This window comes from Geothrix oryzisoli (assembly GCF_022808865.1).
Taxonomy (GTDB): domain Bacteria; phylum Acidobacteriota; class Holophagae; order Holophagales; family Holophagaceae; genus Geothrix; species Geothrix oryzisoli.
Genome location: NZ_JAKZLB010000003.1, coordinates 590,425 through 616,626, shown reverse-complemented (window position 1 = coordinate 616,626; position 26,202 = coordinate 590,425). Strand labels below are relative to the sequence as shown.

Sequence of the window (26,202 nt, the reverse complement as noted above, 5' to 3'; positions counted from 1 at the left end):
GGAGATCCCGTGTCCTCCTCCTTTCCCATGCCCGTCAACAACCAGCCGCCCCGCATGCTGAGGCTGCGGGACGGGCTCAAGGACGGGCTCGGCCGGAACATCACCTACCTGCGGGTCTCCGTCACGGAGCAGTGCAACCTGGCCTGTGTGTACTGCAAGCCGCGGACCGGAGCCATGGCGCGCGCCGAGGCGCCGACCATGAGCCGGAATGAGCTGGTCCAGGCCGTCCAGGTGTTCACCAGCCTGGGCATCCGGAAGGTGCGCCTCACCGGTGGCGAGCCCCTGATGCGGCGCGACCTGGAGACCATCGTCGCCGGCATCAGCCCCGAGGTGGAGGGCCGCGTGCATCTCACCACCAATGGCATCCACCTGGCCCGCCGCGCCCGGGGCCTGCGCGACGCAGGCCTCTGCGGCGTGAACGTGAGCCTGGACGCTGCCGAGCGCGGCGCCTTCGAGCGCCTCACCCGCAAGGACGGCTTCTCCCGCGTGCTGGCCGGGATCGAGGCGGCCCGCTCGGCCGGCCTCAAGACCAAGCTGAATGCCGTCGTGCTGCGGGGCTGGAACGAGGACCAGATCCTCCCCCTGGTCCGCCTCGCGCAGACCGAGGGCATCCAGGTCCGCTTCATCGAGTTCATGCCCTACCAGGGCAACGGCTGGGGGAAGGACCAGTTCATGCCGGCCGCCGAGATCCTGGGTGCCGTCCAGGAAGGCCTCGGAGCCCCGCTGGAGGAGGAACCCGTGGTCGGCCTGGAGGAAGGTCCCGCGCGAATCTTCCGCCTGCCCGGCAGCGAGGGCAAGGTCGGCGTCATCTCGACCCTCAGCGCCGATTTCTGCGATCGCTGCAACCGCGTCCGGCTCACCAGCCGGGGCGAGCTGCAGGCCTGCCTCTTCGGGAACCAGCCGGTGGACCTGCTGCAGCCCCTGCGGAACCACGCCTCCCATGAGGACTTGGCCCGCCTCATCCGCCAGGCCCTCACCGAGAAGCTGGACTGCCATCCCATGCGCCGCGGCCAGAACCCCGACCTCGCCAACGGCATGTGGCAGGTGGGCGGGTGAACCCCGGCAGCGCCGGCCTGCTGCTCCTGAGCGGCGGTCAGGGCCGCAGGATGGGGACGGCCAAGCACGCCCTGGCGCACCCGGCGGGTGGCACCTGGGGCGGACACCTCGTCCGGGTCTTCGAGGCCGTGTTTCCGGGAGCGCCCATCCAGGTGCTCGGGGAGCCACTGCCGGACCGCCCCGACCTCGCCGTGCTCGAGGATGCCCGCGAAGGCCCCGCCAAGGCGCTCCGCGCCTGGGCCGCGCTGGAGGCGCCCGCGGTGCGCCGCTGGTGGGTGGTCGCCTGCGACCAGGTTCGGTGGACGCCATCGGGCCTGGCGGCCTGGGCCATCCGCGCCGAAGCCGCGGATCCGCAAGCCGACCGCTGGATCGTGGCCCAGCACGGCGGGCACCTCCAACCCCTCGGCGGGTGGCTTCCCTCGGCCCTTCGGCCGGGGCTGGCCGTCTCGACCGTGCACGCTCTCACAGCCTTGGCCGAGTCCCTGCCCCATCTGGCCCTGCCCTGCGATGGCCCTGAGTGGCGGGACGTGGACACGCCGGAGGAACGGCGGGCGTTTGAGGATGAAGGCTAGCCCAGCCGCTTCCGCACCAGCCGCTCCACCGGCACGCCGCCCTTGAGGTGGCTCTCGATGATCTCGGGCACGTCAGCCGGGGTGACGTGGGCGTACCAGATGCCATCGGGGTAGACGAGCACGGCGGGTCCGATGGCGCAGAAGCCCACGGAGCCGCAGTGGATGCACTGCACTTCGCCCTCCCGGTTGCCTTTGTAGAAGAGCAGCTTCTCGTCGATCAGATGCGCCTTGAAGGCCTCCAGCACGGCCTCGGAGCCATTGGCTGCACAGCTCTTGGAGGTGCAGACCAGCACCTGCCGCTTCATGGCGGTCCCCATCACGGGGGTCACCGCGGCGTCTTCCTCTGGCGTCGGTACGGGGGTTGGGAAATCCATGGATAGCCTCCCATCCCCACGATAGCAGCCCCTTCAGGGCTCCCCTCGAAGGTTCCAGATCCATGCCAATCGAGGGTTTCAGATCAAATTACTCAGTGGTTATTTAATTATTGGTGACCATAGTCACGAACGACTTGACCTCGTTGACCACCCATTCATCCTCTATCCAGCGGCGCGTGTTCTGCGCCCGTACCACCCACGACAGGATCCCCAAGATCCGGTGCCTTCGGCCTGCCCGGCCCGGCGCCAGCCCCTCCCACCCAACCCCAGAAAGGACGTGCTCCATGCGGAACACCCTGAAGCTTCTCGCCGTGATCGCCACGCTGTCGGCGTCGCTGGCCGCCCAGGGCGGCAGTGACACGAAGGGCAAATTCTTCTTCAAGAAGACCTGCAAGTCCTGCCACTCGGCCGGCGGCAACGCCAAGGAGATCACGCCCCTCTCCAAGACCCAGGCCCAGTGGAAGGCCTACTTCGCCGCCGGCAAGCACAAGAAGGGCACCGAGAAGATCGACTCCGTCATCAAGCCCGAGCAGGTCAAGGATGTGCAGACCTTCCTGGTGAACCACGCGTCCGACTCCCCGCAGCCCGAAACCTGCGGCGGCTGATCCTTCCCCACATCTTTCCTCTCCCCTCAACCCCCTACCCCTCATCCCCCACCCCGGAGACTCACACCATGAACTCCCGAATCGCGCTTGCCCTCGTCGCCATGCTGGCGCCCGCGGCCCTCAGCGCCCAGTCGAACCAGGACCTGCAGAAGCAGATCGAGCAGCTGAAAATCCAGCTGAAGGCCGTCGAAGAGAAGGCTGCCGCCGCCCAGGAAGTCGACACGCGCCTGACCAAGGTCGAGACCAAGGTCGCCGGCGACAACATCCAGTGGGGCGGCGATCTCCGCACCCGCTTCGACAGCACCCAGGAGCACTTCAAGCCCTACACGCAGTTCATGGGGTTCTACCAGAACCCTGGCTACACCCTGGCCGGCTTCAATCCTGCCAATCCCAACACCTACCCCTTCGCGCCCGCCTTCCAGTCGGTCGGCGCCCAGGACTGGACCAACTCCGTCCAGTGGTCCACCCGGCTTCGCCTGAACATGGGCATCACCATCAACGAGAACGCCAAGATCATGGGCCGGCTCGTGATGTACAAGGTCCATGGCGGGGCGGACGTGCCCACCTTCAACGGCACCCCGAACACCATCAGCACCTCCTTCACGGCCGGCCAGACGCCCGCCACGGACGCGCTGCTGGTGGAGCGGGCCAGCCTGGTCTACCACTTCAACTCCGTCGCCAGCATCCTGTCCATCGGCCGCCAGAACACGTCTGATGGCCCGCCATTCGAGGTCCGCGAAGGCGGCGAGCGCCAGGCCACCCCGCAGGCCCTGGCCGTGAATGCCACCATCGACGGCATCGGCTGGAAGTTCCAGCTCGAGAAGCTCGGCCTCCCCGAAGGCACCCTGCTGGGCTTCTGCTACGGCGTGGGCTACGAGAGCGGCTTCGGCGGCGGCGGCAGCGTCAAGTCCAACCAGACCATCGTGGGCATGAACTTCACGAACTTCAACGGGACGAACCCCTCGGCCATCACGCCGGTCGTGGGCAACATCGGTCCCCTGAAGGACACCACCGTGCTGGGCGCCATGTTCGACATGCCCCTGCTCTTCCAGATCGGCGAGTCCGTCCAGAGCGCGAACCTCTACCTGGGCTACAACCGCATGGGCAACATGACGGACATCCCCTTCGGGAACACCATCAACTTCCCGATCCCCGGCCAGACGCCCTCGACCCAGTACGTCACCGCCACCGCCAACCTCGGCGACATGGATCAGTTCACCGCCACCTGGAAGCACAAGATCGGCGACGCCTTCACCTACTTCGTGAGCGGCGGATACCTCAAGAGCCACCCGAACGGCCAGGTCTCGCAGTATGGCGCCTACTGGACCATGCCTGCGGCCCTGGGTGGAAACCAGATCCAGGTGTCCGGCTTCGGCGGCCTGATGGGTGATCCCACCAAGAGCCAAACGGCCACGGCCTACTACGCCGGCATGCGCTATGACCCCACCTCGACCTTCGGCATGGGCGTGGAGTTCAACCACGGCTCCCCGCGCTGGTGGACCTACACCCCCGCCACCGGCGAGTTCACCGACAAGCTCGGCGCCCGCGGCGATGTGTGGGAAGGCTACATCCACTGGAAGTTCGCCCACAACGCAGCCATCCGGGTCGGCTACATCGACTACAAGTACACCACCGCGATGAGTGGCTGGCAGATCGGCCCCTCCGCGCAGCCTGGCCAGAACTGGGAGTCCGCCATGAACCTGGCCAACACGCCCATGCTCCAGTACGCCTACCCGGCCACTGTCAAGAATTTCTACACTTCCCTCGAAGTGCGTTTCTAGCTCCTGAAGCACTCGGGCCGGGGGGGCAACCCTCCGGCCCGGCTCTTACAACCTTCCTCGCATCACCAAGGGAGACCTCGATGGGTACGATTCGCATGGATCGCCGGCTGTTCCTGAAAAGCGCGGGCGCCACCGCAGGGGCCGTCGCCGCACTGCAGGTGGGCTGCCTCAAATACTTCAAGAAGGGGCGCAGCTCCGCCGGAGACACGAAGGAAATCCCCACGACCTGCGAGCTCTGCCCGAACAAGTGCTCCGCCATCGCCGTAGTCGAGGGCGGCTTCGTCAAGAAGCTGAACCCCAACCCCGAGAACCCGAAATCCCGTGACATGCTCTGCGCCCGCGGCAATGCGGCCATCAAGCAGGTCTACGACCCCGACCGCCTCAAGCAGCCCATGATCCGCGTGGGCGCCCGCGGCGAGGGCAAGTGGAAGCCCGTGAGCTGGGACGAGGCCTTCGACTTCGCCGCCAAGAAGCTCTCGGAAGTGAAGGACAAGTACGGCCCGCAGGCGTCGCTCTGGTCCTCCACCGAAGGCTTCCAGGAAGTCTTCTTCAAGAACCTGGGGCTCTCCTTCGGTTCGCCCAACCTCGTGCGCCACCCGACCCTCTGCCTGGCCTCCGTGAACCTGGCCTACAGCGCCACCTTCGGCACCGTGCCGAGCTTCGACCTGCTGAACAGCAAGTTCGTCATCATGTCCGGCGCGAACCGCTTCGAGAGCATCATCACGCCCGACACCATGGACCTCATCGGCGGCGTGATGGAGCGCAAGGCCAAGCTGGTCTACCTCGATCCCCGCTTCACCGTCACGGCCGCCAAGGCCGACGAGTGGTACCCCATCAAGCCCGGCACCGACCTGGCGTTCATCCTCGCCATGATCCACGTGATCATCGCGGAGGGCCGCCACAGCAAGGACTTCGTCGCCACCTACACCACCGGCTTCGAGCAGCTGGCCGAGCACGTGAAGCAGTACACGCCGGAGTGGGCCGAGAAGGAGACGGAGATCCCGGCGAAGGACATCGTCCGCATCGCCCGCGAGTTCGCCGACGCCGGCGCCCGGGCCCTCTACTACGCCGGGCGCCGGTCCTCCTGGTACCAGAACGACTTCCAGATGCGCCGCGCCCAGGCCATCCTCAACGCCATCGTGGGCAACTGGGACCAGATGGGCGGCATGGTGCCGAACGCCAAGCTCCCCAAGGGCGAGTTCCTGTTCATGCCCTGGGACGAGCCGAAGGCGCCCCGGGTGGACGAAGTCCAGAAGGAGTTCCCCCTGGCCGCCGCCGGCGACGGCGTCTACCTGAAGCTGCGCGAGAACGTGCTCAGCGGGAAGCCCTACCCGATCAAGGCCTGGATGGTCTACAAGCAGGACCCCATGAACTCCCTGCCCGACCAGGCCAAGACGCTGAAGATGATCGAGCAGATGGACTTCATCGGAGTGATCGACGTCCAGATGAGCGACATGGCCTGGTATGCCGACGTGGTCTTCCCCGAGAGCGCCTACCTGGAGCGGACCGACCCGGTCGAGGTCATGCCCGGCATCTGGCCCGCCGTGGTCTTCCGGCAACAGGTCGTGAAGCCCATCCACGACACCAAGCCGAACCTCGAGATCGTCCAGGGCCTCGCCAAGCGCCTGGGGCTCGGCGACTACTTCGACTACACCATCGAGCAGTGGGTCGAGGCGGAGTTCAAGGATCTGCCGATCCCCATGGCCTCCGAGCACATGAAGAAGCACGGGGTCTGGGCCGCCAGCGGCCAGCCCAGCTATGGCAAGACCCTGACGCCCGACCATCGCTTCGTCACCAAGACCGGCAAGATCGAGATCTTCTCCGAGCGCCTGCAGGAGGCGGGCTACGACCCGCTGCCGGTCTACGCCGCGCCGGTGCAGCCGCCCGGTGACCGCTTCCGCCTGATCCTCGGCCGCGTGGGCTACTTCACCCACGCCAACCAGTCGAACAACGTCTGGCTGCACGAGTTCATGAAGGAGAACGACCTCTGGATCAATCCCAAGCCCGCGGAACGCCTGGGCATCCGGGATGGGGCCTATGTCAGCGTCAGCAGCAGCGTCGGCAGCGTGAAGCTCAAGGCCCGCGTCACGGGGGAGATCCGCCCCGACTGCGTGTTCATGCTCCACGGCTTCGGCAAGAAGTCGAAGATGCAGAGCCTGGTCTACAACGTGGGCGCCAGCGATGCGGTGATCCTCGAGACGGCCTGGGACAAGGTGTCCGGCAACGCCGCCTTCCACGAAACCTTCGTCAAAGTCGCGAACGCCTGAGGGGGGTGAACCATGGCCATGAAGAAGAAGCGCTACGCCCTCGTCATCGATTCCAGGAAATGCATCAACTGCAAAGCCTGCGTCGTCGCGTGCAAGGCCGAGAACAACGTCCCCATCGGGAACTTCAGGAACCGGATCAATGAGGAGCGGAAGGGGGAATACCCCAAGCTCAGCATCAACTTCGAGCCCGAGCAGTGCCATCACTGCGCGGATCCCTCCTGTGTCCGCGTGTGCCCCACCGGCGCCTCGTGGCAGCGCAAGGACGGGATCGTCCTCGTCAACTACGACGAGTGCATCGGCTGCCGGTACTGCATGGTGGCCTGCCCCTACGACGCCCGCTACTTCAACGAGGCGGAGGGCGTGGTGGACAAGTGCACCCTGTGCCGCCACCGGGTGGACAAGGGCGACATTCCGGCCTGCGTCGAGACCTGCCCCTCCAAGGTGCGCGTCTTCGGCGACCTGGAGGACACGACCAGCCGGGTCCACGAACTGCTCTCCACGCGGCGCTACCGCGTGAAGGAACCCCAGACGGGCAACGGCCCCCAACTCTACTACCTGCTCTAGGAGGAAGACATGCACGAGTTCAATTGGGGCCTCCTCATCGTCGTCTACCTCTTCCTGGGCGGGCTTTCCGCCGGGCTCTTCTTCGCCGCCGGCCTGGCGGACTACATGACCGTGGACGACAAGCCCGTCTACGCCCGCGTGGCCCGCATGGGCGCCTTCCTGGCGCCGTGGCCCGTGGCCATCGGGTCCGGCCTGCTCATCCTCGACCTGGGGAACTGGTACCGCTTCTACAAGCTGTTCATCCACTTCCGGTGGGAGAGCCCCATGTCCATCGGGTCGTACCTCCTCACGATCTTCACGGTGATCGCCTTCCTCTACCTCTTCGCCTGGCTCACCGCGGACGAGCGGCAGTGGCTCTTCAGCAAGGTGCCCGCCACCTGGAAGCAGGTCCACCGCCTGAACGTCGACCTCTCCTCCTGGCGCGGGAAGATCGCCATGGTGGGCTTCCCCTTCTCCATCGGGGTGGGCATCTACACCGGCGTGCTGCTGGGCGCCGTCTCCGCGCGCCCCTTCTGGAACACCAACCTGGTGGCCCAGATGTTCCTGTTCTCCGCCCTCTCCAGCGGCGCCGCGGCCCTCATGCTGGCCATGGTCCTGAACAAGAAGAGCCCCGCCGAGAAGCACGAGATCAAGTTCCTGGTCACCCTGGACGTGGTGTTCATCTCGCTGGAGCTGTTCATCATCCTGCCCTACCTGATCCACGGGCAGCTCTCGTCCCTGGCGGTGAAGCAGGCCCTGGGCCTGATCCTGGGCGGTCCGTACACGTTCGTCTTCTGGGGCCCCTTCCTCGTCATGGGCCTCCTGGTGCCGCTGGCCATCGAGGTCTACGAACTCGCCCCCAACATCTTCAAGGGGCATGAGTTCCACGGCAGCCGCAACCTGGCCCTCACCGCGGCCGGCCTGGTCCTCATCGGCGGCTTCCTGCTGCGCTACATCTTCGTCTACGCTGGCCAGGTGAGCAGCTTCCACCAGATGGGGATGCTCCACTGAAGGGACCACACATGTCGCTCGCGCTCCTGGCAGACCTCGCCCAAATCCTCGCCGAAGCCTTCCTGGAGCCCGATGCCGACCTCAAGGAGGGGCTGGGGCAGCTGCTGGACGGCTGCACCAGCCCTTCGCTCGCGGCGCCCCTGGGCCGGATGATCGAGCACACGCTCCCGGGTGGGGACCAGCCGGTGGAGTACGCCCGCCTCTTCCTCCAGGCCCGGGACACCGACATCGTCCACCTGTTCGAATCCGTCCAGGCCCGGGGCCACCACATGGCCCCCGAGGTGCTGGAACCCCTCAAAGCCATCTATGACGAGGCCGACATCAGCCTCCAGGAGGACCTGGGCATCCCGCCCGACCATCTGGGGCTGGAGTTCGCCTGCCTGAGCTACCTCCTGGACCAGGTCATCGAAGGCGACCTGGCGGAGCGGGACCGGTTCGTGGAGCTGGCCCGGCGCCTGCTCCGGGAGCACCTGCGCCCGTTCCTCCAGGTGGTGGCTGAGCAGCTGCCCCAGGTCCAGGCGCACCCGTACTACCTGGCCGCCTCGGAGTTGGCCGCCGCCCTGCTCCCCGAAACCGAGAAGGCGCTCGCAGAATTCTAGGCAACCACCTGCTGGACAAAGGCTTGGCTGATGCCCAGCATGGACTCATGACTGTCCCTACGACCATCCTCCTGGTGGATGACGAGCCGGGCATCCGGCGGTCCCTGGGCGAAGCCCTCAAGGACGAGGGCTACCACGTGGTGAAGGCCGAGCGGGGCGAGCAGGCCATCGACCTGCTCCACAACCCCGATGGCGAAGGCATCCAGCTCATGCTGCTCGATGTCTGGCTGCCGGGCCAGGACGGCCTGGAGACCCTGAAGCAGGCCAAGCAGATCCGGCCCGACCTGCCGGTGGTGATGATCTCCGGGCACGCGAGCATCGACACCGCCCTGCAGGCGACCAAGCTGGGCGCCTTCGACTTCCTCGAGAAGCCCATCGACCTGGACCGCCTCCTGCTGGTGACGGGCAACGCCCTGCGCCAGTCGAAGCTGGAGCGCGAGAACCAGCGCCTCCACGCGGAGGTCGAGGGCGGCCGCTTCTTCCTCGCGGACAGCCCCGCCATGAAGCGCCTCATGGCCGACGTGGCCCTGGTCGCGCCCACCGAGGGCCGCGTGCTCCTCACGGGCGAGAACGGCAGCGGCAAAGAGGAAGTCGCCCGGCTCATCCACCTGCAGAGCCCCCGCAAGGACGCCCCCTTCGTCGAGGTGAACTGCGCCGCCATCCCCGAGGAACTCATCGAGAGCGAGCTGTTCGGCCACCAGAAGGGCGCCTTCACCGGTGCCGTGCGCGACCAGAAGGGCAAGTTCCGCGAGGCTGACGGCGGCACGCTGTTCCTCGACGAAGTGGGCGACATGTCCCTCAAGACCCAGGCCAAGGTCCTGCGCGCCCTCCAGGAGGGCCGCGTGGAGCCCGTGGGCGGCGGCGGGGCCGTGGGCGTGGACGTGCGCGTCATCGCCGCCACCAACAAGGATCTCGCCGGCGAGATCACCCGGGGCCGGTTCCGCGAGGACCTGTACTTCCGCCTGGCCGTGGTGCCCCTGCGCATCCCACCGCTGCGCGAGCGGCCCGAGGACATCCTGCCCCTGGCCGAGGCCTTCATCAGCCGCATCGGCCACCAGTACGGGCGGCCACCCAAGCACCTGGGCCCGGAGGCCAAGGACACCCTGCTGCGCCACGACTGGCCGGGCAACGTGCGCGAGCTGAAGAACCTCATGGAACGCGCCGTCATCCTGGGCCGCGGCGCGGAGATCGGCCCCCGCGACCTGGGCGCCCTGGCCGCCCGCCACCTGGGTGACCAGGACCCCTTCTCCTTCCCCGAGTTCCCCAGCCTCAAGGAGGCCCGCGACTGGTTCGAGGCCCAGTACCTCCAGCGGGAGATGAAGCTCCAGAGCGGCAACATGACCCGCGTGGCCGAGCGCGTGGGCGTCGACCGCTCCAACCTCTACAAGCGCCTCAAGGCCCTGGGCATCGAGCCCAGGGAAAGCTAGGCGGGGTCCCCGATGGCGGACAAGAAGTGGTTCAAGATCTCGCGGCCATGTGGGTCGCGGAGCAGGCTCCGGGGGAGCCTGCGGAGCGGGGTCCCCACAGGGAGCGAATCGCGACGGTCGGAGGCAGACCGTGAGTGACAAGAAGTGGTTCAAGATCGGTGAAGCCGCCACCCTCATCGGCGTGGGGCCCAAGGATCTGCGCTACTGGGAAGACGTCATCCCGGACATCAAGCCGCGGCGCAGCAAGGGCAACCTCCGCTACTACCATGTGGACGAGCTGCCGCGCCTGAAGCGCATCAAGGCCTGGCTGGCCGAAGGCCTCACCGTGGCCGACTGCGCGGAGCTGCTGGCCCACGGTCACCTCGTGCAGCGCCTGGACCTGGGTCTCGACGCCGACGACCTTCCCGCCGCTCCGGCCGCGAAGCCCAAACCCACCATTCCAAGGCTTCTCCGCACCAGTTCCGACCTCCAACCCATCCTCAAATCCGTGCGGGCCCTGTACGAGCGCCTGTCCCATCCAGTCAAACCTTGACCTGAGGCCCCGTCCGGTCTAGAGTCAATGATTCACGGCGCGTGGCGCAGCCTGGTAGCGCACTACCTTGGGGTGGTAGGGGTCGGAGGTTCGAATCCTCTCGCGCCGACCAAATCACCAGAAAACGGGGCCCAATCGGGCCCCTTTTTCTGGTGCTTCGACCCTTCGGGTCGAGAGGATTCGAACCTCCGAGTGGGATCGCCCGAGGCGTGCCTTGATGGCACGCCGAAGCGAGACCGGCGACTGGCGCAGCCAGACGCAGTTCGGATCCCGCCCTGATGGGTCGGCCCCAAATACGGAGCACGGCGAACCTCCGAGTGGGATCGCCCGAGGCGTGCCTTGATGGCAGGCCGGAGCAAGACTGGCGGCTGGTGCAGCCAGACGCAGTTCGAATCCTCCTGATCGGTCGGGTCCCGATCCTGAGGCGGAATGACCTGAATGGCCCATCGGGCCTTCGCCTACGGCCTCACGGCCAGCCGCACTGCCAGGCCCATGTCGGCCGTGTTCTCGTTGTGCGTGAGGTTGTTGAGGTAGCTGAAGGTCAGGGCCGTGCGCGGTCCCAGCCGGACGTGCACCCCCAGGTCGTGGATCACGGAGGGTTTGTCCAGGGTCGCCCCCGGGCCCTGGGAGGTGAGCGCATCGTGGTAGACGAGCACGAGGAACGGGCGCACCCGGGACCAGCCGCGCCACTCCCAGCCCAGGTGCCCGGCGATCTGATCCTTGATGAGGAAGGGGGTCGCGCCCACACCTCCCCGGATGCTGCGGCGGAGGTAGGCGCCGCCTCCATGGATGGCCTGGGCGGACGAGGGCTCCCATTGGAAGGTCAGGCCCGCGCTCGAATCCCAGTCCGAACGGAACTCCCCCGCGAAGCGGGTGGCGGGAATCTGCACCGCCCCGATGAAGCTGACCGTCAACCGGGGATCCTCGTAGCAGCGATGGAGGACCGCCACCACGGGATCCACGACATGGAACCGGACCGGCTCCTGCGAGAAGTAGATCACCTGCCCTTTTTGGATGATGGCGAAGGTCAGCTGGTTCCGGGCGATGGCGCTGCGTCCAGCCTGCTCGAAGCCGAGGCGATGCACCGCTTCGATCAGCCCGTCCATGAAGCCGCCCTCGAGGCTCTGCCAGCCCAGCGTCAACGCCAGGTCCGTGTCCCGGGTGAGGCCATACCGGAAGCCGAACTCGGTCCGCTGGACCTCGGCATCGAAGAAATAGATCAGGGGCTCGTTCGGCATGGACGCGGCGAACTGGGTCGCACCGGACCGGTCCACCGTGATCCGGCCGGAGGGATCCCTGGGCAGGCGTTCCTTGATCAGATCCGAGAACTCGAAGGTGTTGGAGCGGGTGGCCTGGAGGGAGATGCGCCACTGGCCTGCACCCACGGTCTTGGCACCCAGGGGCCGGTAGCTCAGCGGGACCAGGTTCAACGGGAAGAGATCCCGGCTGGCGGGCGGGCCGGGATCCGGCCAGGGTTCCTCCGAGGCCGCGATGAGCGCCGGCGCCAACGCAAGGAGGAGGTACAGCGCACGCCTTCGGATCATGCCCCTTCCCCGTTGGAGGCGCGATCCCCCGCAGACGGCGGGAACCCGCATGGCACACCGCCATTCGGCTCCGCGGATCGGAGGCAAGTAGGGATATCCTGGGTTCCGCCATGGAAGCCAAAACCCCCGACACGCGCACCTCCCTGCTCCAGGCCGCCCTGGTGTGCTTCGCCGACCATGGATTCGACGGCACGAGCATGCGGATGATCGCGGAGAAGGCGGGACGGCCCCTTTCGCTCCTGTCCCACTACTTCAGGAACAAGGAGGGGCTGTACCTGGAGGTGTTCAAGCACATCTTCGAGACCTCCACGCCGCCCGCGGCCCAGCGCTCGCTCGCCTCGGGACTGGATCCGAAGGACCGGCTGGGAGCCATTCGCCTGCTGCGCGAGCAGATCCATTTCATGTACCAGCAGGCGGCTCCGGACGCGTCGGAAGCCAGGCCCTTCCAGGATCACCGGGCCCGCCTCTGGGTCCGGGAGTTCCGCGCCCCGCGCCCCAGCCTCCACCCGATCATCCACCAGTACCTCGGCCCGACCGCGGACCTGATCCGGGAGTGCATCCAGATCATCCGCCCCGAGCTGAGCGCCGCCCAGGTGGCCTTCCTCGGCGCCACGATCATGGGCCAGGTGGCGGGCCACGGTACGATGCTGGGCCTCAACAAGGTGGTCTGGGGCGAGTACCCCCCGTTCGGCAGCCATTTCCAGGAGGCGGAGATGCTGGTGGACGTCTGCCTGCACGGACTGCGGGCCGATACGCCGCCCCCGCGCGAAGGGTAGAGCCTCGGGTTGCCGCCGCGCAGAGGGTGGACGCCGGATCACCGGGGGACCGGCCGGGGGAAGCTCGACCAAACCCAGGCTCGATTTCATGGGTATCCCTCCCGAAGCAGCAGGATACATCGGTCGAGTGACCTATCATGAGTGCCATTTATTATAATTCGTTTATTTTTTTAATTGCATTAATTTCATTTTATATAATATAAAAAATGTTTTATTTTATTTATATTATCTAAAAAAATTGATTGCCAGAATCATCCGATCGATCAATTCTATTGTTCGGTCGAACGATTAAGGCGTGGATATCCCGTGTGCCCCTCCGAAACCACCCTCTCCCCTGATACCCGCGAGGCACTGCTCGAAGCGGCCCTGGCCTGCTTCGCCAAGTACGGCTACGACGCCACCTCCATCCGCCTGGTGGCCTCCATGGCCGGGAAGAACTCCTCGCTCATCTCCTACTACTTCAAGGGCAAGGAAGGGCTGTACCGGGAAGTCTTCCGCTACCTGCTGACCCACTTCTCGGCCAAGACAGCGGGCGAGGACGCTCAGGAACCGCCCCAGGCCGCGGCGAGCCCCATGGACGGGCGGGCGCGGCTCCGCGCGCACATCCGCAGGGTCCTCCGCGAGGTGGACGCCCACTTCGACGGCTCGGACCCTCTGCGGGAACCGGCTTCGCGCCTGTGGCTGAGCGAGCTTCAGTCCCCCAGGCACGAGGTCAGGGATCTCCTGCAGACGCGCATGGAGCCGTTCGTCCGGGAGGCCCGCGCCTGCCTCCGCGCCATTCGCCCTGACCTATCCCCCGAAGAGGTCGACTTCTGGGGCATCACCCTGCATGGCAGCTGCATCCACCACGCCCTGATGAGCGAAATCAACGGCCTGGCCTGGACCTCGGCCGACCCTTCGCTGTCCCTCGATGCCATGGCGGACCGCCTGGCTGATTTCGCTTATCAGGGCCTCCGCCAGCGTTGATACTGACGGTCCGTCGTCCCGATTCCCCCCTCAGGCCGCCAGATTTTTCTCAGCCCTTCCTGGAGCACTCCCATGCAGACCCCCTATCGAGGTGGAATGATCTTCGTCGCCGGCGCCCTGGTGGCAGGTGCGCTGACTGTCGGGTGCGGCAAGAAGGAGCAGGCGCGGCCCGCGCCTGAGGTCTCCGTGGTGACCCTGCAGCCTGAAAAGGTCGCGATCACCTCCGAACTTCCGGGACGGACCTCCGCCTTCCTCATGGCCGAGGTCCATCCCCAGGTGAACGGCATTGTCCAGCAGCGGCTCTTCACCGAGGGAGCCGACGTGAAGCAGGGCGACGTGCTCTACCAGATCGACCCCAGGCCCTACCAGGCCGCCTACGACACGGCCGCCGCCGCCCTCGCCCGGGCCGAAGCCAACCTGCCCGCCATCCGGAAGCGCGCCGAGCGGTTCAAGGAACTGGTCGCCATCAATGCCGTGGGCCAGCAGGACTATGAGGACGCAGCCGCCGCCCAGAAGCAGGCCGAAGCCGAGGTCCAGGCCCTGAAGGCCGGCGCCGAGTCCGCCCGGATCAACCTCGGCTACACCCGCATCACGGCGCCGATCTCGGGCCGCATCGGCAAGTCCAACGTGACCCCCGGCGCCCTGGCGGCGGCCTACCAAGGCCCGGCCTTCACCACCATCCAGCAGCTGGACCAGGTCTATGTGGATTCGCCCCAGTCCAGCGCCATCCTGCTCGGCATCCAGCGGAACCTGGCCGCCAACCGCATCAAGGGCAGCGCGGATTCCGCCCGCGTGAAGCTGCTCCTGGAGGACGGCACCCCCTACGCCCAGCAGGGGGTCCTGAAGTTCTCCGATGTCACCGTGGATCCGAGCACGGGCTCGCAGATCCTCCGCATGGTGTTCCCGAATCCCCGCCACATCCTGCTGCCGGGCATGTACGTTCGCGCCATCGTGGAAGAGGGCGTGGCCGAGCACGCCATCCTCGTGCCGCAGCAAGGTGTCACCCGCGACCCCAAGGGCAACGCCATCGCCATGGTGGTCGACCCGTCCGACAAGATCGAGCAGCGGACGCTCAAGGTGGACCGCGCCATCGGCTCGAAGTGGCTGATCCTTGAAGGCCTCAACGCCGGGGACCGCGTGGTCGTGGAAGGCCTGCAGAAGATCCGCCCGGGCGTGGCCGTGAAAGTCGTACCCGCGTCGGCCCCCGCCCCCGCGGCTGCGAAGTAGAGGAGCCGCACCATGGTCAATTTCTTCATCGACCGGCCGATCTTCGCCTGGGTGGTGGCCATCATCATCATGCTGGCCGGAGTCCTCGCCATCCGGGCCCTGCCCGTTTCCCAGTACCCTCCTGTGGCTCCGCCTTCGATCACGGTGGCCGCCTATTACCCGGGAGCCTCGGCAAAGACGGTGGAGAACACCGTCACCCAGATCATCGAACAGAAGATGACCGGGCTCGACAACCTGCTCTATTTCTCCGCGACCAGCGACTCTTCGGGCCGGGGCACCGTCACCCTGACCTTCAAGCCGGGCACCGACCCGGACGTGGCCTGGGCCAAGGTCCAGAACAAGCTGGAAACGGCCAAGCCCCTCATGCCCCAAGCGGTCCAGCAGATGGGCATCCAGGTCACCAAGTCCACCCGGAACTTCTTCATGATCGTCGCGATCCGTTCCGAGGACGGCAGCCTCAACTCCGACGATCTGCGCGACTACATGTCCTCCAACATCGAAGCGGTGCTGGCCCGGGTCGAAGGCGTGGGGGAGGTCATGTCCTTCGGATCCCAGTACGCCATGCGGCTCTGGCTGGACCAGGACAAGCTGGCCAGCTATAGCCTCACGCCCAACGATGTCCGGACCGCCGTCAGGGCCTATAACGCCCAGATCTCCGCGGGGCAGGCCGGCGGCCTGCCCGCAGTGAAGGGCCAGCAGCTGAACGTGACCGTCAACGTCCAGGAACTCATGCAGACCCCGGAACAATTCGGGGACATCCCCCTGCGCATCAATCCGGATGGCTCCACGGTCCATCTCCGGGATGTGGCCCGGATCGAGCTGGGCACCGAGAACTACGGTTCCGAGACCAGCCTGAACGGAAAGCCCGTGGCGGGCATGATCATCCGCCTGGCCTCCGGAGCGAACGCCCTGGATACCTCCAAACTCATCAAGGCCAAGATGGACGAGATGTCCAAGTTCTTCCCGGCCGGCGTGACGGTGGCCTACCCCTACGAAACCACCCCGTTCGTGAGCGTGGCCATCGAGGAGGTGGTGAAGACCCTGATCGAGGCCGTGGTCTTGGTCTTCCTGGTGATGCTGCTCTTCCTTGGCAATTTCAGGGCCACCCTGATCCCCACCATCGCCGTTCCGGTCGTGCTGCTGGGCACCTTCGCCGTGATCCAGTACACGGGCATGTCCATCAACATGCTCACCATGTTCGCCATGGTGCTGGCCATCGGCCTGCTGGTGGACGATGCCATCGTGGTGGTGGAGAACGTCGAACGGATCATGCATGACGAGGGCCTCCCGGTGCAGGAGGCCACCCGCAAATCCATGGCCCAGATCACCGGCGCCCTGATCGGCATCGGCTTGGTGCTGTCGGCTGTGTTCGGCCCCATGGCCTTCTTCGAAGGGTCCACCGGCGTCATCTACCGGCAGTTCTCCCTCACCCTCATCACCGCCATGCTGCTGTCGGTGGTGGTGGCCCTGATCCTGACCCCTTCCCTCTGCGTCACCTTCCTGAAGTCCGTACCCAAGGGCCACGAGGCGGCGGAGAGTGGCTGGAAGGTCACCCGGCCCTTCTTCATCTGGTTCGACCGGACCTACTACCGATTCCGCGACATCTTCACCGGCCAGCTGGAGCGGGTGCTTGGCAAGCGCGCTCGTTATCTAGCCATCTATGCGGCGATCGTCCTGGTGACGGGCCTGCTGTTCCTTCGCCTCCCCACAGCCTTCCTGCCGGAGGAGGACCAGGGAATCCTCATGGCGATGGTCCAGCTTCCAGCGGGAGCGCCCTTGGAGCGCACCGAAGCGGTCATGAAGGAGGTCCAGAAGCACTTCATGGAGAACGAGAAGGATGCGGTGGATTCCATCATGTCCGTGTCCGGCTTCAGCATGGCCGGCGTGGGACAGAACAATGGCATGGCCTTCCTCAAGCTGAAGGACTGGAAGCAGCGCAATCGCCAGGACCTCAGGGTTGCCGCCGTGGTGAAGCGGGCCATGGGCAAGCTGATGGCCCGCCGGGATGCCCTGGCCTTCGTGTTCGCCCCCCCGGCGATCCTCGAGATGGGCAGCGCCACCGGATTCGATTTCCAGTTGGAGGACCGTGGTGGCGTCGGCCACGCGAAGCTCATGGAGGCCCGCAACACGCTCCTCGGCATGGCCGCCAAGGACCCCAACCTGAAGAGCGTGCGGCCCGTCGGGGCGGACGACCAGCCGGAATACAACGTCCAGATCGACCAGGACCGGGCAGGCGCCCTGGGGGTTTCGGCCGCGGCCATCGCCGACGGCCTGTCCAGTTCGTGGGGTGGCTCCTACGTGAACGACTTCATCAACCAGGGCCGGGTCAAGCGCGTCTACATGCAGGCCGATGCCCCCTTCCGGATGCAGCTGGAGGACCTGAACAGGATCTACGTCCCCAACAAATCCGGCGGGATGGTGCCTTTCTCGGCGTTCGCCAAGGGGGAATGGACCCAGGGTTCTCCGAACCTTCAGCGCTACAACGGCTATCCGGCCATCAACATCAATGGGGAGCCGGCCCTCGGCAAGAGCACCGGGGACGCCATGCTGGCCATGGAGGCCATCGCCGCGAAGCTGCCGGCCGGCATCGGCTTCGAGTGGACGGGGCTCTCCTACCAGGAGCGCCAGGCGGGATCCCAGGCCCCGGCCCTCTACGCCTTCTCGATCCTGGTCATCTTCCTGTGCCTTGCCGCCCTTTACGAGAGCTGGTCCATCCCCTTCTCCGTCCTGCTGATCCTCCCCATCGGGGTGTTCGGCGCGGTGGCCGCAACCTGGGGCCGCGGGTTGTCCAGCGATGTCTATTTCCAGATCGGCCTGCTGACCACCCTGGGCCTGGCCGCAAAGAACGCCATCCTCATCGTGCAGTTCGCACAGGAACTCATCTCCCAGGGCAGCGGGCTCGTCGAGGCGGCCATCGAGGCTTCCCGAATGCGATTGCGCCCCATCCTGATGACCTCCCTTGCCTTCACCTTCGGCGTGCTGCCGATGGCCATGACGACCGGCGCCGGAGCCGCGGCCCAGAACGCCATCGGAACGGGGGTGGTTGGCGGGATGCTGACGGCCACCTTCATCGCCATCTTCTACATCCCCCTGTCCTTCGTCCTGGTGAGTCAGCTGTTCAAGAAGAAGGCCCAGGAGCCCGCCCCGGCGCAGGCTGCAGTTTCCGAGGAGGGGCAGCCATGATGTCGCCCAAAGCCTGGTCCATCCTTCCTCTCGCCCTGGCGCTGACCGGCTGCGTCTCCATGGCGCCGAGGTACCGCACCCCTGAGCCGCCGGTGCCCAAGGCCTGGCCTGAAGGACCTTCGTACAAGGCCCCAGCCGGCGCCTCCGGGCAGGCCGCCGCCGACACCGCCTGGCAGGAGTTCTACCTCGATGAGCGCCTGAGGAAAGTCCTCGACCTCGCCCTGCGCCACAACCGGGATCTCCGGATCGCGGCGCTGAACACCGAGAAGGCGCGGGCCTACTATCGCATCCAGCGGGCCGAGCTGCTGCCCACGGTCAACGCAGTCGCCTACGGGAACAAGCAGCGGCTGCCCGCCAGCGTCTCGGGCACCGGCCGGTCGATCGTGGCGGAGACCGATGCCGCCAGCGTGGGCATCACCGCCTGGGAGCTGGATTTCTTCGGCCGGGTCCGGAGCCTGAAGAACCGGGCCCTGGAGCAGTACTTCGCCACGGAGCAGGCGCGCAACAGCGCGCAGGTCTCCCTGCTGGCCGAAGTCGCGAACGTGTACCTCGCCCTCGCGGCCGATCGGGAGGCGCTGAAGCTGGCCCAGGACACCCTGGTGAACCAGGAGGCCGCCTACAAACTCGTCCAGCGCCGATTCGAGGTGGGCGCCTCCTCCGAGATCGACGCCTTCCGGGCGCAGGTCAGCGTGGAGACGGCCCGGGGGGATGTGGCCCGCTACACCCGCACGGTGGCCATGGACGAGAACGCCCTGCGCCTCCTGGTCGGTTCGTCCGTCCCGGCGGACCTGCTTCCGGAGGCCCTCGGCGGCATCCAGGCGCTTCGGGACATCGCCCCCGGCCTGCCCTCCGAGGTATTGATGCGGCGCCCCGACATCCTCATGGCCGAGAACCAGCTCAAGGCCGCCAATGCCAACATCGGCGCGGCCCGGGCCGCCTTCTTCCCGCGCATCTCGCTCTCGACGAGCCTCGGCTCCATGGACAACCAGCTGTCGGGGCTGTTCAAGTCCGGCTCCTACGCCTGGGCCTTCTCGCCCCAGGTCGTCCTGCCGATCTTCGATGCGGGGTCACGCTGGTCCAACCTCAAGGCCGCCCAGGCCGACCGCGACATCTACCTGGCCCAGTATGAGAAGGCCATCCAGGTGGCGTTCCGGGAGGTGGCCGACGCGCTGGCCCAGCGCGGCACCCTGGACGACCAGCTGGCCGCCCAGCTCACGCTCACGCAAGCCCTGGAAGGGACCTACCGCCTCGCCCAGGCCCGCTACTCGGCCGGCGTGGACGGCTACCTCGGCGTGCTCGACGCCCAGCGCTCCCTCTACGCCGCGCAGCAGGGCCTCATCGCCCTCCGCCAGGCCAAGGCCGGCAACCTGGTCAGCCTCTATAAAGTCCTGGGCGGCGGCTGGCAGCCGACGGACCGGTCCCCGGCACCAGCCAAGGCCCCCGCCGCGCCCGGTTCCTGATCGGGCCGCGCCAGACGGCCTCACCCAGGGCCCTTCACCATCGGCACGAACCGCACCGGCAGCATCCCCTGCCGTTTCATCCCCGTGGCCGTCTTCCGGAGGAGGTACAGTTCCTGGGCCCCCCACTGGGAGCCCACGGGGAGGATCATCCGGCCGCCTTCCTTGAGCTGATCCACCAAGGCCGGCGGCACGTCCTCCGGGGCGCAGGTGACGATGATGGCATCGAAGGGCGCGGCCTCGGGCCAGCCCCGGTAGCCATCCCCGGCTCGGACCTTCACGTTGGCGTAGCCCAGCCGCTTGAGGTCCGCTTCGGCGCGCTTCGCCAGCGGTTCGATGATCTCCATGGTGTAGACCTCGGCCACCAGGTCCGCGAGCACCGCGGCCTGGTAGCCGGAGCCGGTGCCGATTTCCAGCACGCGGTCCCCGGGCCTGGGGTTCAGGACCGCCGTCATGAAGGCCACGATGTACGGCTGGGAGATGGTCTGCCCGTAGCCGATGGGCAGGGGGCAGTCCTCGTAGGCCTCCGCCCGGCGGGAGGCGGGGACGAATTCATGCCGGGGCACCCGGCCCATGACCTCGAGCACCCGGGGATCGGCGATGCCCCGGGCCACGATCTGTTCCCGCACCATGCGGAGCCGGGCCTCGACGAGGACCGGCTCCGCCACCGGGGGAGGGGAGGCGGGCTGGGCCGGATCCGGGTGGCAGCCCCCGAGGGTCAGCATCAAGGTCACTCCCAGATGCTTTCGCATGGGTACGAAGGTACCCCAAACCGACCCCCACGCCAGCGCGGATCCCCGGCAAGCCAGGGATCCGCGTAGGGTAAAATCTTGGATTCAGGGCAGAAGGCTCAGCGTGAGGTCGAGTTGCCCGCCCAGGCCACCGGTCCAGGTCCGCAGGCGCCAGACCTGGATCAGAGCCTTGGCCTGCGCCAGTCCGGGGAAGGCCTGGCTGAAGGTCGCCGCCACCACCTGACCGGAGGCATCCACCTTGAGCTCCAGCTCGGTGCCGGCCGGCAGGTGGGCCAGGGCGGCGAGGAGGGCCGGGTCCTTGAGCCGGGCCTCGAGCTCGCGCCGGAGGGAGGCCGGATCCGAGCTTCCCGTGAAGCCCGAGAAGGCGAGGATGCGCAGGGAGAGCCGGGCCTTGGGTTCGGCCGGGACGCCGCGGCTGGATTCCCGCCGGGCCGCGCGGTCCTGGGTCACCACGGCCATTCCGGCTGAAGGCGCCGAGGCGTACTTCATCCTCGGGGCCGGCGCATAGGCCACGGACTGCGCATTCAGGCCGCCCACCGCCGCGTCGGAGACGCCTTCCGGCAGCGGCAGGGGCTGGGTGACGGTGGTGCTGGCGCCACCCGTGTTGCGCACCACCGTGTCCACCGCGACGAAGGAGGTGTGGGCCGTCAGCAGGTGGTAGGCGAGGCCCAGGCGCGTGACCTCCGCCTTGCGGCCCTCGTCCTGGCCGAACTGGTCGTAGTCCGACAGGGCCTGGATGCGCTGGCGGGCCCAGAGCTGGCGCAGGGCGCCGTGGTCGCGGTCTTTCACCTTCCCCACCTCGAACGTCTGGCTCCAGGGTCCGCTGCCGCTCACACCGGACAGCGTGACGGAACCCGCGGCCTCGCCGCTCCACTTGCCGAGGCAGATGACCGGCCGGTCCGCCAGCACATCCGGCAGCTGCAGGGGCTCGAGGTCCTGGATGCGGAAGCCGATCGTGGTGAGCTTCACATTCGTGAGCACCGGCGAGGACACGTAGGCGCGGAAGCGCTCCGCTTCGGCAGCGGCCTGCTCGGGCTTCGTGATGACGAAGGCCTCGCCCTGCCCCGCATGGGCCATGCCCTCGATGAGGTGGCGGTTCACGGCGCTGCCGATGCCAAAGGCGAAGAGATTCGCCGAGCCCAGGTTCTGGCGGATGAGGTCAAACACCTGGCCGTCGGCACTGATGTAGCCGTCCGTGGAGACCACGAAGGTGCGCGAGATGCCGGGCACCCGGGGCAGGCCCAGGGCCTTCCGCAGGGCCGCGCCCAGCTCCGTGCCGCCACCGCCCTGCTGGGAGCCCACGAAGGTCAGGGCCTGCGCCGTGGCCTCGGGCGTGGCGTGCTGCGACCCGCTCGGCGACCAGAATGCCGAGGTGCCCTCAAAGACCATCACGTTGAAGAGGTCCTGGGGCCGCAGGCCCTGGATCATCTCCTTCATGAGCACCTTGGACACCTCGATGGGGAAGCCCATCTGGCTGCCGGAGACGTCCATGATGAAGACGAACTCGCGGGGCGGCAGGTCCTTGGGCGTGACGCGCTTGGGCGGCTGGGCCATGAGCAGGAAGGTGTTCCCCTCCTTGCGCTGGTCCAGCAGCAGCCCCGACTGCACGGCATTCCCAGCCAGCTGGTACTTCACGATGACGTCGCGGTTGCCGCCTTGGGCTTCGCTGGGATCCAGGCGCAGCGTGGCGTCCGCCTTGCCGTCATAGGCGATGGAGGTCTTGTGCGTGTCGCAGGCCATGCGCTGGATGGGCAGGCCCGCGGCCAGCTTCACCTCCAGGTCGAAGGTGGTGGCGGGCTTCTCGCCGGCGTGGGTGTAGGGGTTGGCCACCCAGGGCTCGCCGGTGCTCGACGCCGTGCCCGCCTTGCCGGCGTAGCGCGGGCCCACCACCGTCGGATAGACGAAGCTGTAGGTGCCTTCCGTGGGCACCAGCAGCTCGGTGTAGCACAGCTCCACGCGGATCTCGTCGCCGGGCAGGATGTTCGCCACGTTCATCTGGAAGACATTGGGCCGGTGCTGCTCCAGCAGCGAGGCACTGCGGCCCTGCTGCCTCGCCTGCTCGTAGTCGGCCCGGGCCTGGCCGCGCTCCTTGATCTGGGCCTTCAGCACCCGCGCGCCGATGGTCATGGTCATGCCGTAGACCGCCGAGCGCGTGGAGCCCGGGAAGACATACACCGCCTCCAGCGCCTTCGTACCGGTGTTGCGGTACACCTGCGTCACCGTCACGTCGGCGATCACGCCGGCGATGGCCACCTTGGCGGAGGTGGATTTCAGCGGGAGCTGGTCCACCGAGGCGTCCTCGCTCTTCACGAAGAAGTAGGGCGAGAGGGTGGCATCAGGCGCTTCGCCTCCGGCGGCCTGGGTCGGGGGATGGAAGATCGGCCGGCTGCGGGCCTGCGCATCCCCCTGGAAGGACACAGCGAGACCTGCGCAGCAGGCGAACAGGGCAGTGGTGGACCGGCGCAGCGGCATGGGTTCCTCCCGGAGGGGTCGCGCCAGAGGGCGCGGTTCAGGAGGGAATGCCGCGGGAGGCCCGTCCCTTTCAGCGGGGCGGATCCTTTTTTGCGGGCGGCTGGATCCGGGCCCGGAAGCCCTTCACAGGCCCCGTTTCCGGCAGCTTCGCCGCGTCGGTCACCGGATCGTTCATCACGTAGAGGTCCAAGGCGTCGCCGGGCGCCAGGCGGACCTGGAACCGCCAGGGGCCTGAGCCGCCCGTGGGCGCGGGTACGAGCACCTCGACCCCGGCCTCCCCGCGTCGGAGCAGGACCACATGGGGCGTCGGAGCGGACCGCACGGTCACGCGGGTGGAGCCATCCGGCAGCGGGTCGAGGGTCCACACCGGCGCCACGGTCAGGGAGGCCGGAGGCCCGCCGGCGGGCGCGGCCGTCACGGCCAGGCCGGGCGCGGTCGACACGGACCCCAGCACCTCCGCCACCGCGGCGGCCCGGCGCTGGCCCACCGAGACCTCCTTCCGGGCCACCTGGTCGCGGACCTCCAGCTGGCGCCGGGCCGCTTCCGAAGGCGCCACGGCCCCGGCGGCCTGGACCGGGGCTGGCGGCGGGGCCGACGATGGGACTGGGGTCGGGGCAGGCGCCGCCAGGTTCCCCGAGGCGGGGGCGGTCTGCGCTTGGCGTGGCTCGGCCGCCTCCCGGAACCGGGCCGTCTTCGCGGCCGGCGCGGGGCCCGGCTTGGCCTCGGCTGCGGGCGCCGCCGCGGGCGCCGGAGCCGCCTCCACCTTGGCGGCCGGCAGTGGGGCCTCGGGGCTGCGCAGGATCGCCAGACCGGCGGTAGTGGCCACGATAAGCCCCGCGGCGGCCCCGATCAGGCCGGGCCGCCGCCAGAAGGGCACGACCTTCGGCCCAGCCGGAGCAGCGAGGGCGGCCAGCACCTGGGTCCGGGCGGCCGGATCCGCCAGCAGCTCCCGCAGGGCCTCTTCGTCGGCCAGGGCGTCGAACAGGTCCTGGCTCGCCAGGGCCGCCTCGAACAGCCTCCGCCGCTCCTCGGCGGTCAGGTTCCCGGTGGCATGGCCGCCCAGCAGCTTCTCGGCCTCGGCGCGCTTCATGGCGCCCCCCTTCCGGAAGCTCCGTCCCAGCGCCCGCCCAGCGTTTCCAGCAGCTGCTTCCGGCAGCGGTGGTCCCAGGTGTAGATGGTGTTGAGGCTGGCCGCGCCCATGAGGCCCTGGATCTCCGCGAAGGTGCGGCCCTGGAGTTTGAGCCGGAACAGCTCCCGGCAGCGCTCCCCCATGCGGGCGATCCCGCCCAGGAGCCGGGCCAGCAGTTCCTTGCGCTCCAGCACCGTGGCGGGATCCGGGGCGTCCGAGGGCGGCGGGAAGGCGTCCACGTCCACCGCGTCATACTCGCCCCGCCGGGCCGCCTTGCGCCGCAGGGCCGCCAGCTTGAAGCGCAGGATCTGGAAGGCCAGGGGGACCAGGTCCTCCGCCGTGTCCAGATGGCCGTACTTCGTGTGGAGCAGCACCAGCACCTCCTGCGCCAGGTCCTCCGCATGGGCGCCTGCACCCCGGGATGCCGCGAACGCCACGATCCTTTCACGGAGGGGCGCGAGGAGGGCGGTCCGGCCGATCCCGGCCTCCGCGACGAAGGCCTCCCCCAGGGGGAGCGGCAGGGCGGGAGGGGTCAGGGCGTCGGGATCCATGGAACGGGAAGGTGAATTCCATCCTGACAGCGATTAAGAGTGCCTAACAGAACCCCCACGGGGCCGCGCGAGGGCCGCCGGGCGAGCGAGGCGAGGAACGCGAGGAGATGCGTAGCGGGTACTACGCGCGACGAGCGTGACGCGGCATCGTGACGCCCGCCGGCCCTCGCCCGGAGGGAGAAAGCCAGGTGGGCGCCCCGCGGCGTCACGGCCCTTGAACGATGTCCCGCATCGCCCTGCGGGCCCTTCCTTGCGGTGCATCCCACCTGGCTTTCTCGCGACCTCGTCGGGGTTCTGTTAGGCACTCTAAGGCCGGACCCACGGGGTACACTGGCCCCATGCCCGAACGCCTGATCCTGCTCACCAACGACGATGGTCTCTGGGCCCCGGGCCTGGCGGCCCTGGCCCGGGTGGCCGCCCGCTTCGGCCGGGTGGTCACCGTGGCGCCCGACCGCAACCGCTCGGCCATCTCCTCGGCCCTGAGCCTGCACAACATCCTCCGCCTGCACGAGATCGGACCCGACCGCCACGCCTGCGACGGCACGCCGGTGGACTGCGTGCTGCTGGGCGTCTGCGAGGTGCTGGACCGCCGGCCGGACTGGGTGCTCTCCGGCATCAACCACGGCTTCAACCTGGGCGAGGACGTGTTCTACTCCGGCACCGTGGGCGCCGCCTTCGAAGGCCGGCTCCAGGGCGCCCGGGCCGCGGCCTTCTCCATCCATCCCCAGGGCCGCCTGGAGGATGCGGAGCCCTGGATCGGGCGCTTCCTCGATCATTGGGAGGCCATGGAGCTGCCCGCCAACCGCATCTGGAACGTGAACTTCCCCAAGGGCGAGCCGAAGGGGTTCCGGCTCACGGGTCAGGACAGCCGGGCCTACCACGACCTGGTGGAACGCCGGACCGATCCCCGGAACACCCCCTACTTCTGGATCGGCGGCGACGCAGGCCCCACCTACGCCAAGGCCCCCGGCAGCGACGCCGGAGCCGTGTTCGAGGGCTTCGCCAGCGTCACGCCCCTCCGGCTCGACCTCGGCTGCCCCGAGACCCTGGCGCGGCAGGCCGATTTCGACGCGGCCTTCAACAGGCCGGCCCGGGGATAGCCCGGTGCCCGCCCGGTTCCACGTCCATGGCGAGGTCCAGGGGGTGGGCTACCGCCGCTTCGCCGCCCGGGAGGCCGAGGCGCTGGCTCTGGCGGGCTGGGTGCGCAACGAGCCGGACGGCTCCGTGAGCGGCGAGGTGGAGGGTTCCGCGGCCGCCCTGGCAGCCTTCCGGGCCCGGCTGGCGGAGGGCCCGACCTGCGCCGCCGTACGACGGCTGGACTGGGAGCCCCTGGATGTGCGATCCTCGCTTCCCTTCCCTTTCCAGATCATCAGGTAGC

At 67.9% G+C, this 26,202-nt stretch carries 23 protein-coding genes and 1 tRNA gene; 18 read left to right on the top strand and 6 right to left on the bottom strand.

The features are described from left to right. Positions 1-9: 9 nt before the first annotated feature. The gene (gene moaA / locus MLE43_RS10950) at positions 10-1,056 is read left to right on the top strand and encodes a GTP 3',8-cyclase MoaA (RefSeq protein WP_243303907.1); all 1,047 of its coding nucleotides are present in this window, start codon (positions 10-12) and stop codon (positions 1,054-1,056) included. Next, on the top strand, positions 1,053-1,628 hold the full coding sequence (locus MLE43_RS10945; RefSeq protein ID WP_243303905.1) for an NTP transferase domain-containing protein: 576 nt from the start codon (positions 1,053-1,055) through the stop codon (positions 1,626-1,628). The genes moaA and MLE43_RS10945 overlap by 4 nt, the downstream gene beginning before the upstream one ends. Here the strand turns inward: MLE43_RS10945 and MLE43_RS10940 are convergent. Beyond that, positions 1,625-2,002 (bottom strand): (2Fe-2S) ferredoxin domain-containing protein, encoded by a 378-nt coding sequence (locus tag MLE43_RS10940; RefSeq protein ID WP_243303904.1) that lies wholly within the window; start codon positions 2,000-2,002, stop codon positions 1,625-1,627. The genes MLE43_RS10945 and MLE43_RS10940 overlap by 4 nt on opposite strands. Before the next feature lie 284 nt (positions 2,003-2,286). Between MLE43_RS10940 and MLE43_RS10935 the strand changes: the two genes are divergently transcribed. The 9 genes from MLE43_RS10935 (at position 2,287) to MLE43_RS10895 (ending at position 10,879) form a co-directional block, all read left to right on the top strand. Further along, entirely contained in the window at positions 2,287-2,607 is a 321-nt protein-coding gene (locus tag MLE43_RS10935) for a c-type cytochrome (protein ID WP_243303902.1), read from the top strand. A gap of 68 nt (positions 2,608-2,675) precedes the next feature. Continuing rightward, positions 2,676-4,388, top strand: coding sequence for a DUF3373 family protein (locus tag MLE43_RS10930; protein ID WP_243303900.1), 1,713 nt, complete (start codon positions 2,676-2,678; stop codon positions 4,386-4,388). A gap of 80 nt (positions 4,389-4,468) precedes the next feature. Then, a complete protein-coding gene (locus MLE43_RS10925; RefSeq protein WP_243303898.1) occupies positions 4,469-6,655 on the top strand; it encodes a molybdopterin-dependent oxidoreductase in 2,187 nt (728 codons plus the stop codon). Positions 6,656-6,667: 12 nt separating this feature from the next. Continuing rightward, the gene (locus MLE43_RS10920) at positions 6,668-7,219 is read left to right on the top strand and encodes a 4Fe-4S dicluster domain-containing protein (protein ID WP_243303896.1); all 552 of its coding nucleotides are present in this window, start codon (positions 6,668-6,670) and stop codon (positions 7,217-7,219) included. A gap of 9 nt (positions 7,220-7,228) precedes the next feature. Further along, positions 7,229-8,209 (top strand): NrfD/PsrC family molybdoenzyme membrane anchor subunit, encoded by a 981-nt coding sequence (nrfD, locus tag MLE43_RS10915; RefSeq protein ID WP_243303894.1) that lies wholly within the window; start codon positions 7,229-7,231, stop codon positions 8,207-8,209. Positions 8,210-8,220: 11 nt separating this feature from the next. Further along, positions 8,221-8,808 carry a molecular chaperone TorD family protein gene (locus MLE43_RS10910; RefSeq protein WP_243303892.1) on the top strand — a complete coding sequence of 196 codons (588 nt, stop codon included), beginning with the start codon at positions 8,221-8,223 and terminating at the stop codon, positions 8,806-8,808. A 47-nt stretch (positions 8,809-8,855) separates the two neighbouring features. Continuing rightward, entirely contained in the window at positions 8,856-10,235 is a 1,380-nt protein-coding gene (locus MLE43_RS10905; protein ID WP_243303890.1) for a sigma-54-dependent transcriptional regulator, read from the top strand. 130 nt (positions 10,236-10,365) lie between these two features. Then, positions 10,366-10,767, top strand: a complete 402-nt coding sequence (locus MLE43_RS10900) for a MerR family transcriptional regulator (protein WP_243303888.1) — start codon at positions 10,366-10,368, stop codon at positions 10,765-10,767. 35 nt (positions 10,768-10,802) lie between these two features. Further along, a tRNA-Pro gene (locus tag MLE43_RS10895) sits at positions 10,803-10,879 on the top strand. 346 nt (positions 10,880-11,225) lie between these two features. On the opposite strand, the gene MLE43_RS10890 is transcribed toward MLE43_RS10895, so the two are convergent. After that, complete coding sequence (locus tag MLE43_RS10890) at positions 11,226-12,311, bottom strand: DUF3187 family protein (protein ID WP_243303886.1); 1,086 nt, start codon at positions 12,309-12,311, stop codon at positions 11,226-11,228. A gap of 110 nt (positions 12,312-12,421) precedes the next feature. On the opposite strand from MLE43_RS10890, the gene MLE43_RS10885 reads away from it, so the two are divergent. The 5 genes from MLE43_RS10885 to MLE43_RS10865 all read left to right on the top strand — a co-directional run bounded on the left by MLE43_RS10885 (position 12,422) and on the right by MLE43_RS10865 (position 19,923). Continuing rightward, positions 12,422-13,087, top strand: coding sequence for a TetR/AcrR family transcriptional regulator (locus MLE43_RS10885; protein WP_243303884.1), 666 nt, complete (start codon positions 12,422-12,424; stop codon positions 13,085-13,087). Positions 13,088-13,393: 306 nt separating this feature from the next. Then, the gene (locus MLE43_RS10880; RefSeq protein ID WP_243303881.1) at positions 13,394-14,053 is read left to right on the top strand and encodes a TetR/AcrR family transcriptional regulator; all 660 of its coding nucleotides are present in this window, start codon (positions 13,394-13,396) and stop codon (positions 14,051-14,053) included. Between the two features lie 72 nt (positions 14,054-14,125). Further along, entirely contained in the window at positions 14,126-15,280 is a 1,155-nt protein-coding gene (locus MLE43_RS10875; protein ID WP_420843188.1) for an efflux RND transporter periplasmic adaptor subunit, read from the top strand. 12 nt (positions 15,281-15,292) lie between these two features. After that, on the top strand, positions 15,293-18,463 hold the full coding sequence (locus tag MLE43_RS10870) for an efflux RND transporter permease subunit (RefSeq protein WP_243303878.1): 3,171 nt from the start codon (positions 15,293-15,295) through the stop codon (positions 18,461-18,463). Further along, positions 18,460-19,923: an efflux transporter outer membrane subunit gene (locus MLE43_RS10865; RefSeq protein ID WP_275976160.1), complete on the top strand. Its 1,464-nt coding sequence runs from the start codon at positions 18,460-18,462 to the stop codon at positions 19,921-19,923. Before MLE43_RS10870 ends, MLE43_RS10865 begins: the two co-directional genes overlap by 4 nt. Before the next feature lie 20 nt (positions 19,924-19,943). Here MLE43_RS10865 and MLE43_RS10860 read toward each other — a convergent pair whose 3' ends face one another. The 4 genes from MLE43_RS10860 to MLE43_RS10845 form a co-directional block, all read right to left on the bottom strand. Next, positions 19,944-20,645: a protein-L-isoaspartate(D-aspartate) O-methyltransferase gene (locus MLE43_RS10860; protein WP_243303876.1), complete on the bottom strand. Its 702-nt coding sequence runs from the start codon at positions 20,643-20,645 to the stop codon at positions 19,944-19,946. A gap of 111 nt (positions 20,646-20,756) precedes the next feature. After that, positions 20,757-23,144 carry a VIT and vWA domain-containing protein gene (locus tag MLE43_RS10855; protein ID WP_243303874.1) on the bottom strand — a complete coding sequence of 796 codons (2,388 nt, stop codon included), beginning with the start codon at positions 23,142-23,144 and terminating at the stop codon, positions 20,757-20,759. Positions 23,145-23,214: 70 nt separating this feature from the next. Further along, positions 23,215-24,234 carry a hypothetical protein gene (locus MLE43_RS10850; protein WP_243303871.1) on the bottom strand — a complete coding sequence of 340 codons (1,020 nt, stop codon included), beginning with the start codon at positions 24,232-24,234 and terminating at the stop codon, positions 23,215-23,217. After that, positions 24,231-24,824 carry an RNA polymerase sigma factor gene (locus MLE43_RS10845; protein WP_243303869.1) on the bottom strand — a complete coding sequence of 198 codons (594 nt, stop codon included), beginning with the start codon at positions 24,822-24,824 and terminating at the stop codon, positions 24,231-24,233. Before MLE43_RS10845 ends, MLE43_RS10850 begins: the two co-directional genes overlap by 4 nt. Positions 24,825-25,162: 338 nt before the next feature. On the opposite strand from MLE43_RS10845, the gene surE reads away from it, so the two are divergent. Both surE and MLE43_RS10835 read left to right on the top strand, forming a co-directional pair. Beyond that, on the top strand, positions 25,163-25,924 hold the full coding sequence (gene surE, locus MLE43_RS10840) for a 5'/3'-nucleotidase SurE (protein ID WP_243303867.1): 762 nt from the start codon (positions 25,163-25,165) through the stop codon (positions 25,922-25,924). A 4-nt stretch (positions 25,925-25,928) separates the two neighbouring features. Further along, entirely contained in the window at positions 25,929-26,201 is a 273-nt protein-coding gene (locus tag MLE43_RS10835) for an acylphosphatase (RefSeq protein ID WP_243303865.1), read from the top strand. Position 26,202: the final 1 nt, after the last annotated feature.

Coding starts and splice junctions, on each gene's coding strand:
- MLE43_RS10855 (WP_243303874.1), bottom strand. CDS start 23,144: ATGCCGCTGCGCCGGTCCACCACTGCCCTGTTCGCCTGCTGCGCAGGT.
- MLE43_RS10890 (WP_243303886.1), bottom strand. CDS start 12,311: ATGATCCGAAGGCGTGCGCTGTACCTCCTCCTTGCGTTGGCGCCGGCG.
- surE (WP_243303867.1), top strand. CDS start 25,163: ATGCCCGAACGCCTGATCCTGCTCACCAACGACGATGGTCTCTGGGCC.
- MLE43_RS10930 (WP_243303900.1), top strand. CDS start 2,676: ATGAACTCCCGAATCGCGCTTGCCCTCGTCGCCATGCTGGCGCCCGCG.
- nrfD (WP_243303894.1), top strand. CDS start 7,229: ATGCACGAGTTCAATTGGGGCCTCCTCATCGTCGTCTACCTCTTCCTG.
- MLE43_RS10865 (WP_275976160.1), top strand. CDS start 18,460: ATGATGTCGCCCAAAGCCTGGTCCATCCTTCCTCTCGCCCTGGCGCTG.
- MLE43_RS10925 (WP_243303898.1), top strand. CDS start 4,469: ATGGGTACGATTCGCATGGATCGCCGGCTGTTCCTGAAAAGCGCGGGC.
- MLE43_RS10935 (WP_243303902.1), top strand. CDS start 2,287: ATGCGGAACACCCTGAAGCTTCTCGCCGTGATCGCCACGCTGTCGGCG.
- MLE43_RS10875 (WP_420843188.1), top strand. CDS start 14,126: ATGCAGACCCCCTATCGAGGTGGAATGATCTTCGTCGCCGGCGCCCTG.
- MLE43_RS10885 (WP_243303884.1), top strand. CDS start 12,422: ATGGAAGCCAAAACCCCCGACACGCGCACCTCCCTGCTCCAGGCCGCC.
- MLE43_RS10910 (WP_243303892.1), top strand. CDS start 8,221: ATGTCGCTCGCGCTCCTGGCAGACCTCGCCCAAATCCTCGCCGAAGCC.
- MLE43_RS10940 (WP_243303904.1), bottom strand. CDS start 2,002: ATGGATTTCCCAACCCCCGTACCGACGCCAGAGGAAGACGCCGCGGTG.
- MLE43_RS10850 (WP_243303871.1), bottom strand. CDS start 24,234: ATGAAGCGCGCCGAGGCCGAGAAGCTGCTGGGCGGCCATGCCACCGGG.
- MLE43_RS10905 (WP_243303890.1), top strand. CDS start 8,856: ATGACTGTCCCTACGACCATCCTCCTGGTGGATGACGAGCCGGGCATC.
- MLE43_RS10920 (WP_243303896.1), top strand. CDS start 6,668: ATGGCCATGAAGAAGAAGCGCTACGCCCTCGTCATCGATTCCAGGAAA.
- MLE43_RS10845 (WP_243303869.1), bottom strand. CDS start 24,824: ATGGATCCCGACGCCCTGACCCCTCCCGCCCTGCCGCTCCCCCTGGGG.
- MLE43_RS10870 (WP_243303878.1), top strand. CDS start 15,293: ATGGTCAATTTCTTCATCGACCGGCCGATCTTCGCCTGGGTGGTGGCC.
- MLE43_RS10860 (WP_243303876.1), bottom strand. CDS start 20,645: ATGCTGACCCTCGGGGGCTGCCACCCGGATCCGGCCCAGCCCGCCTCC.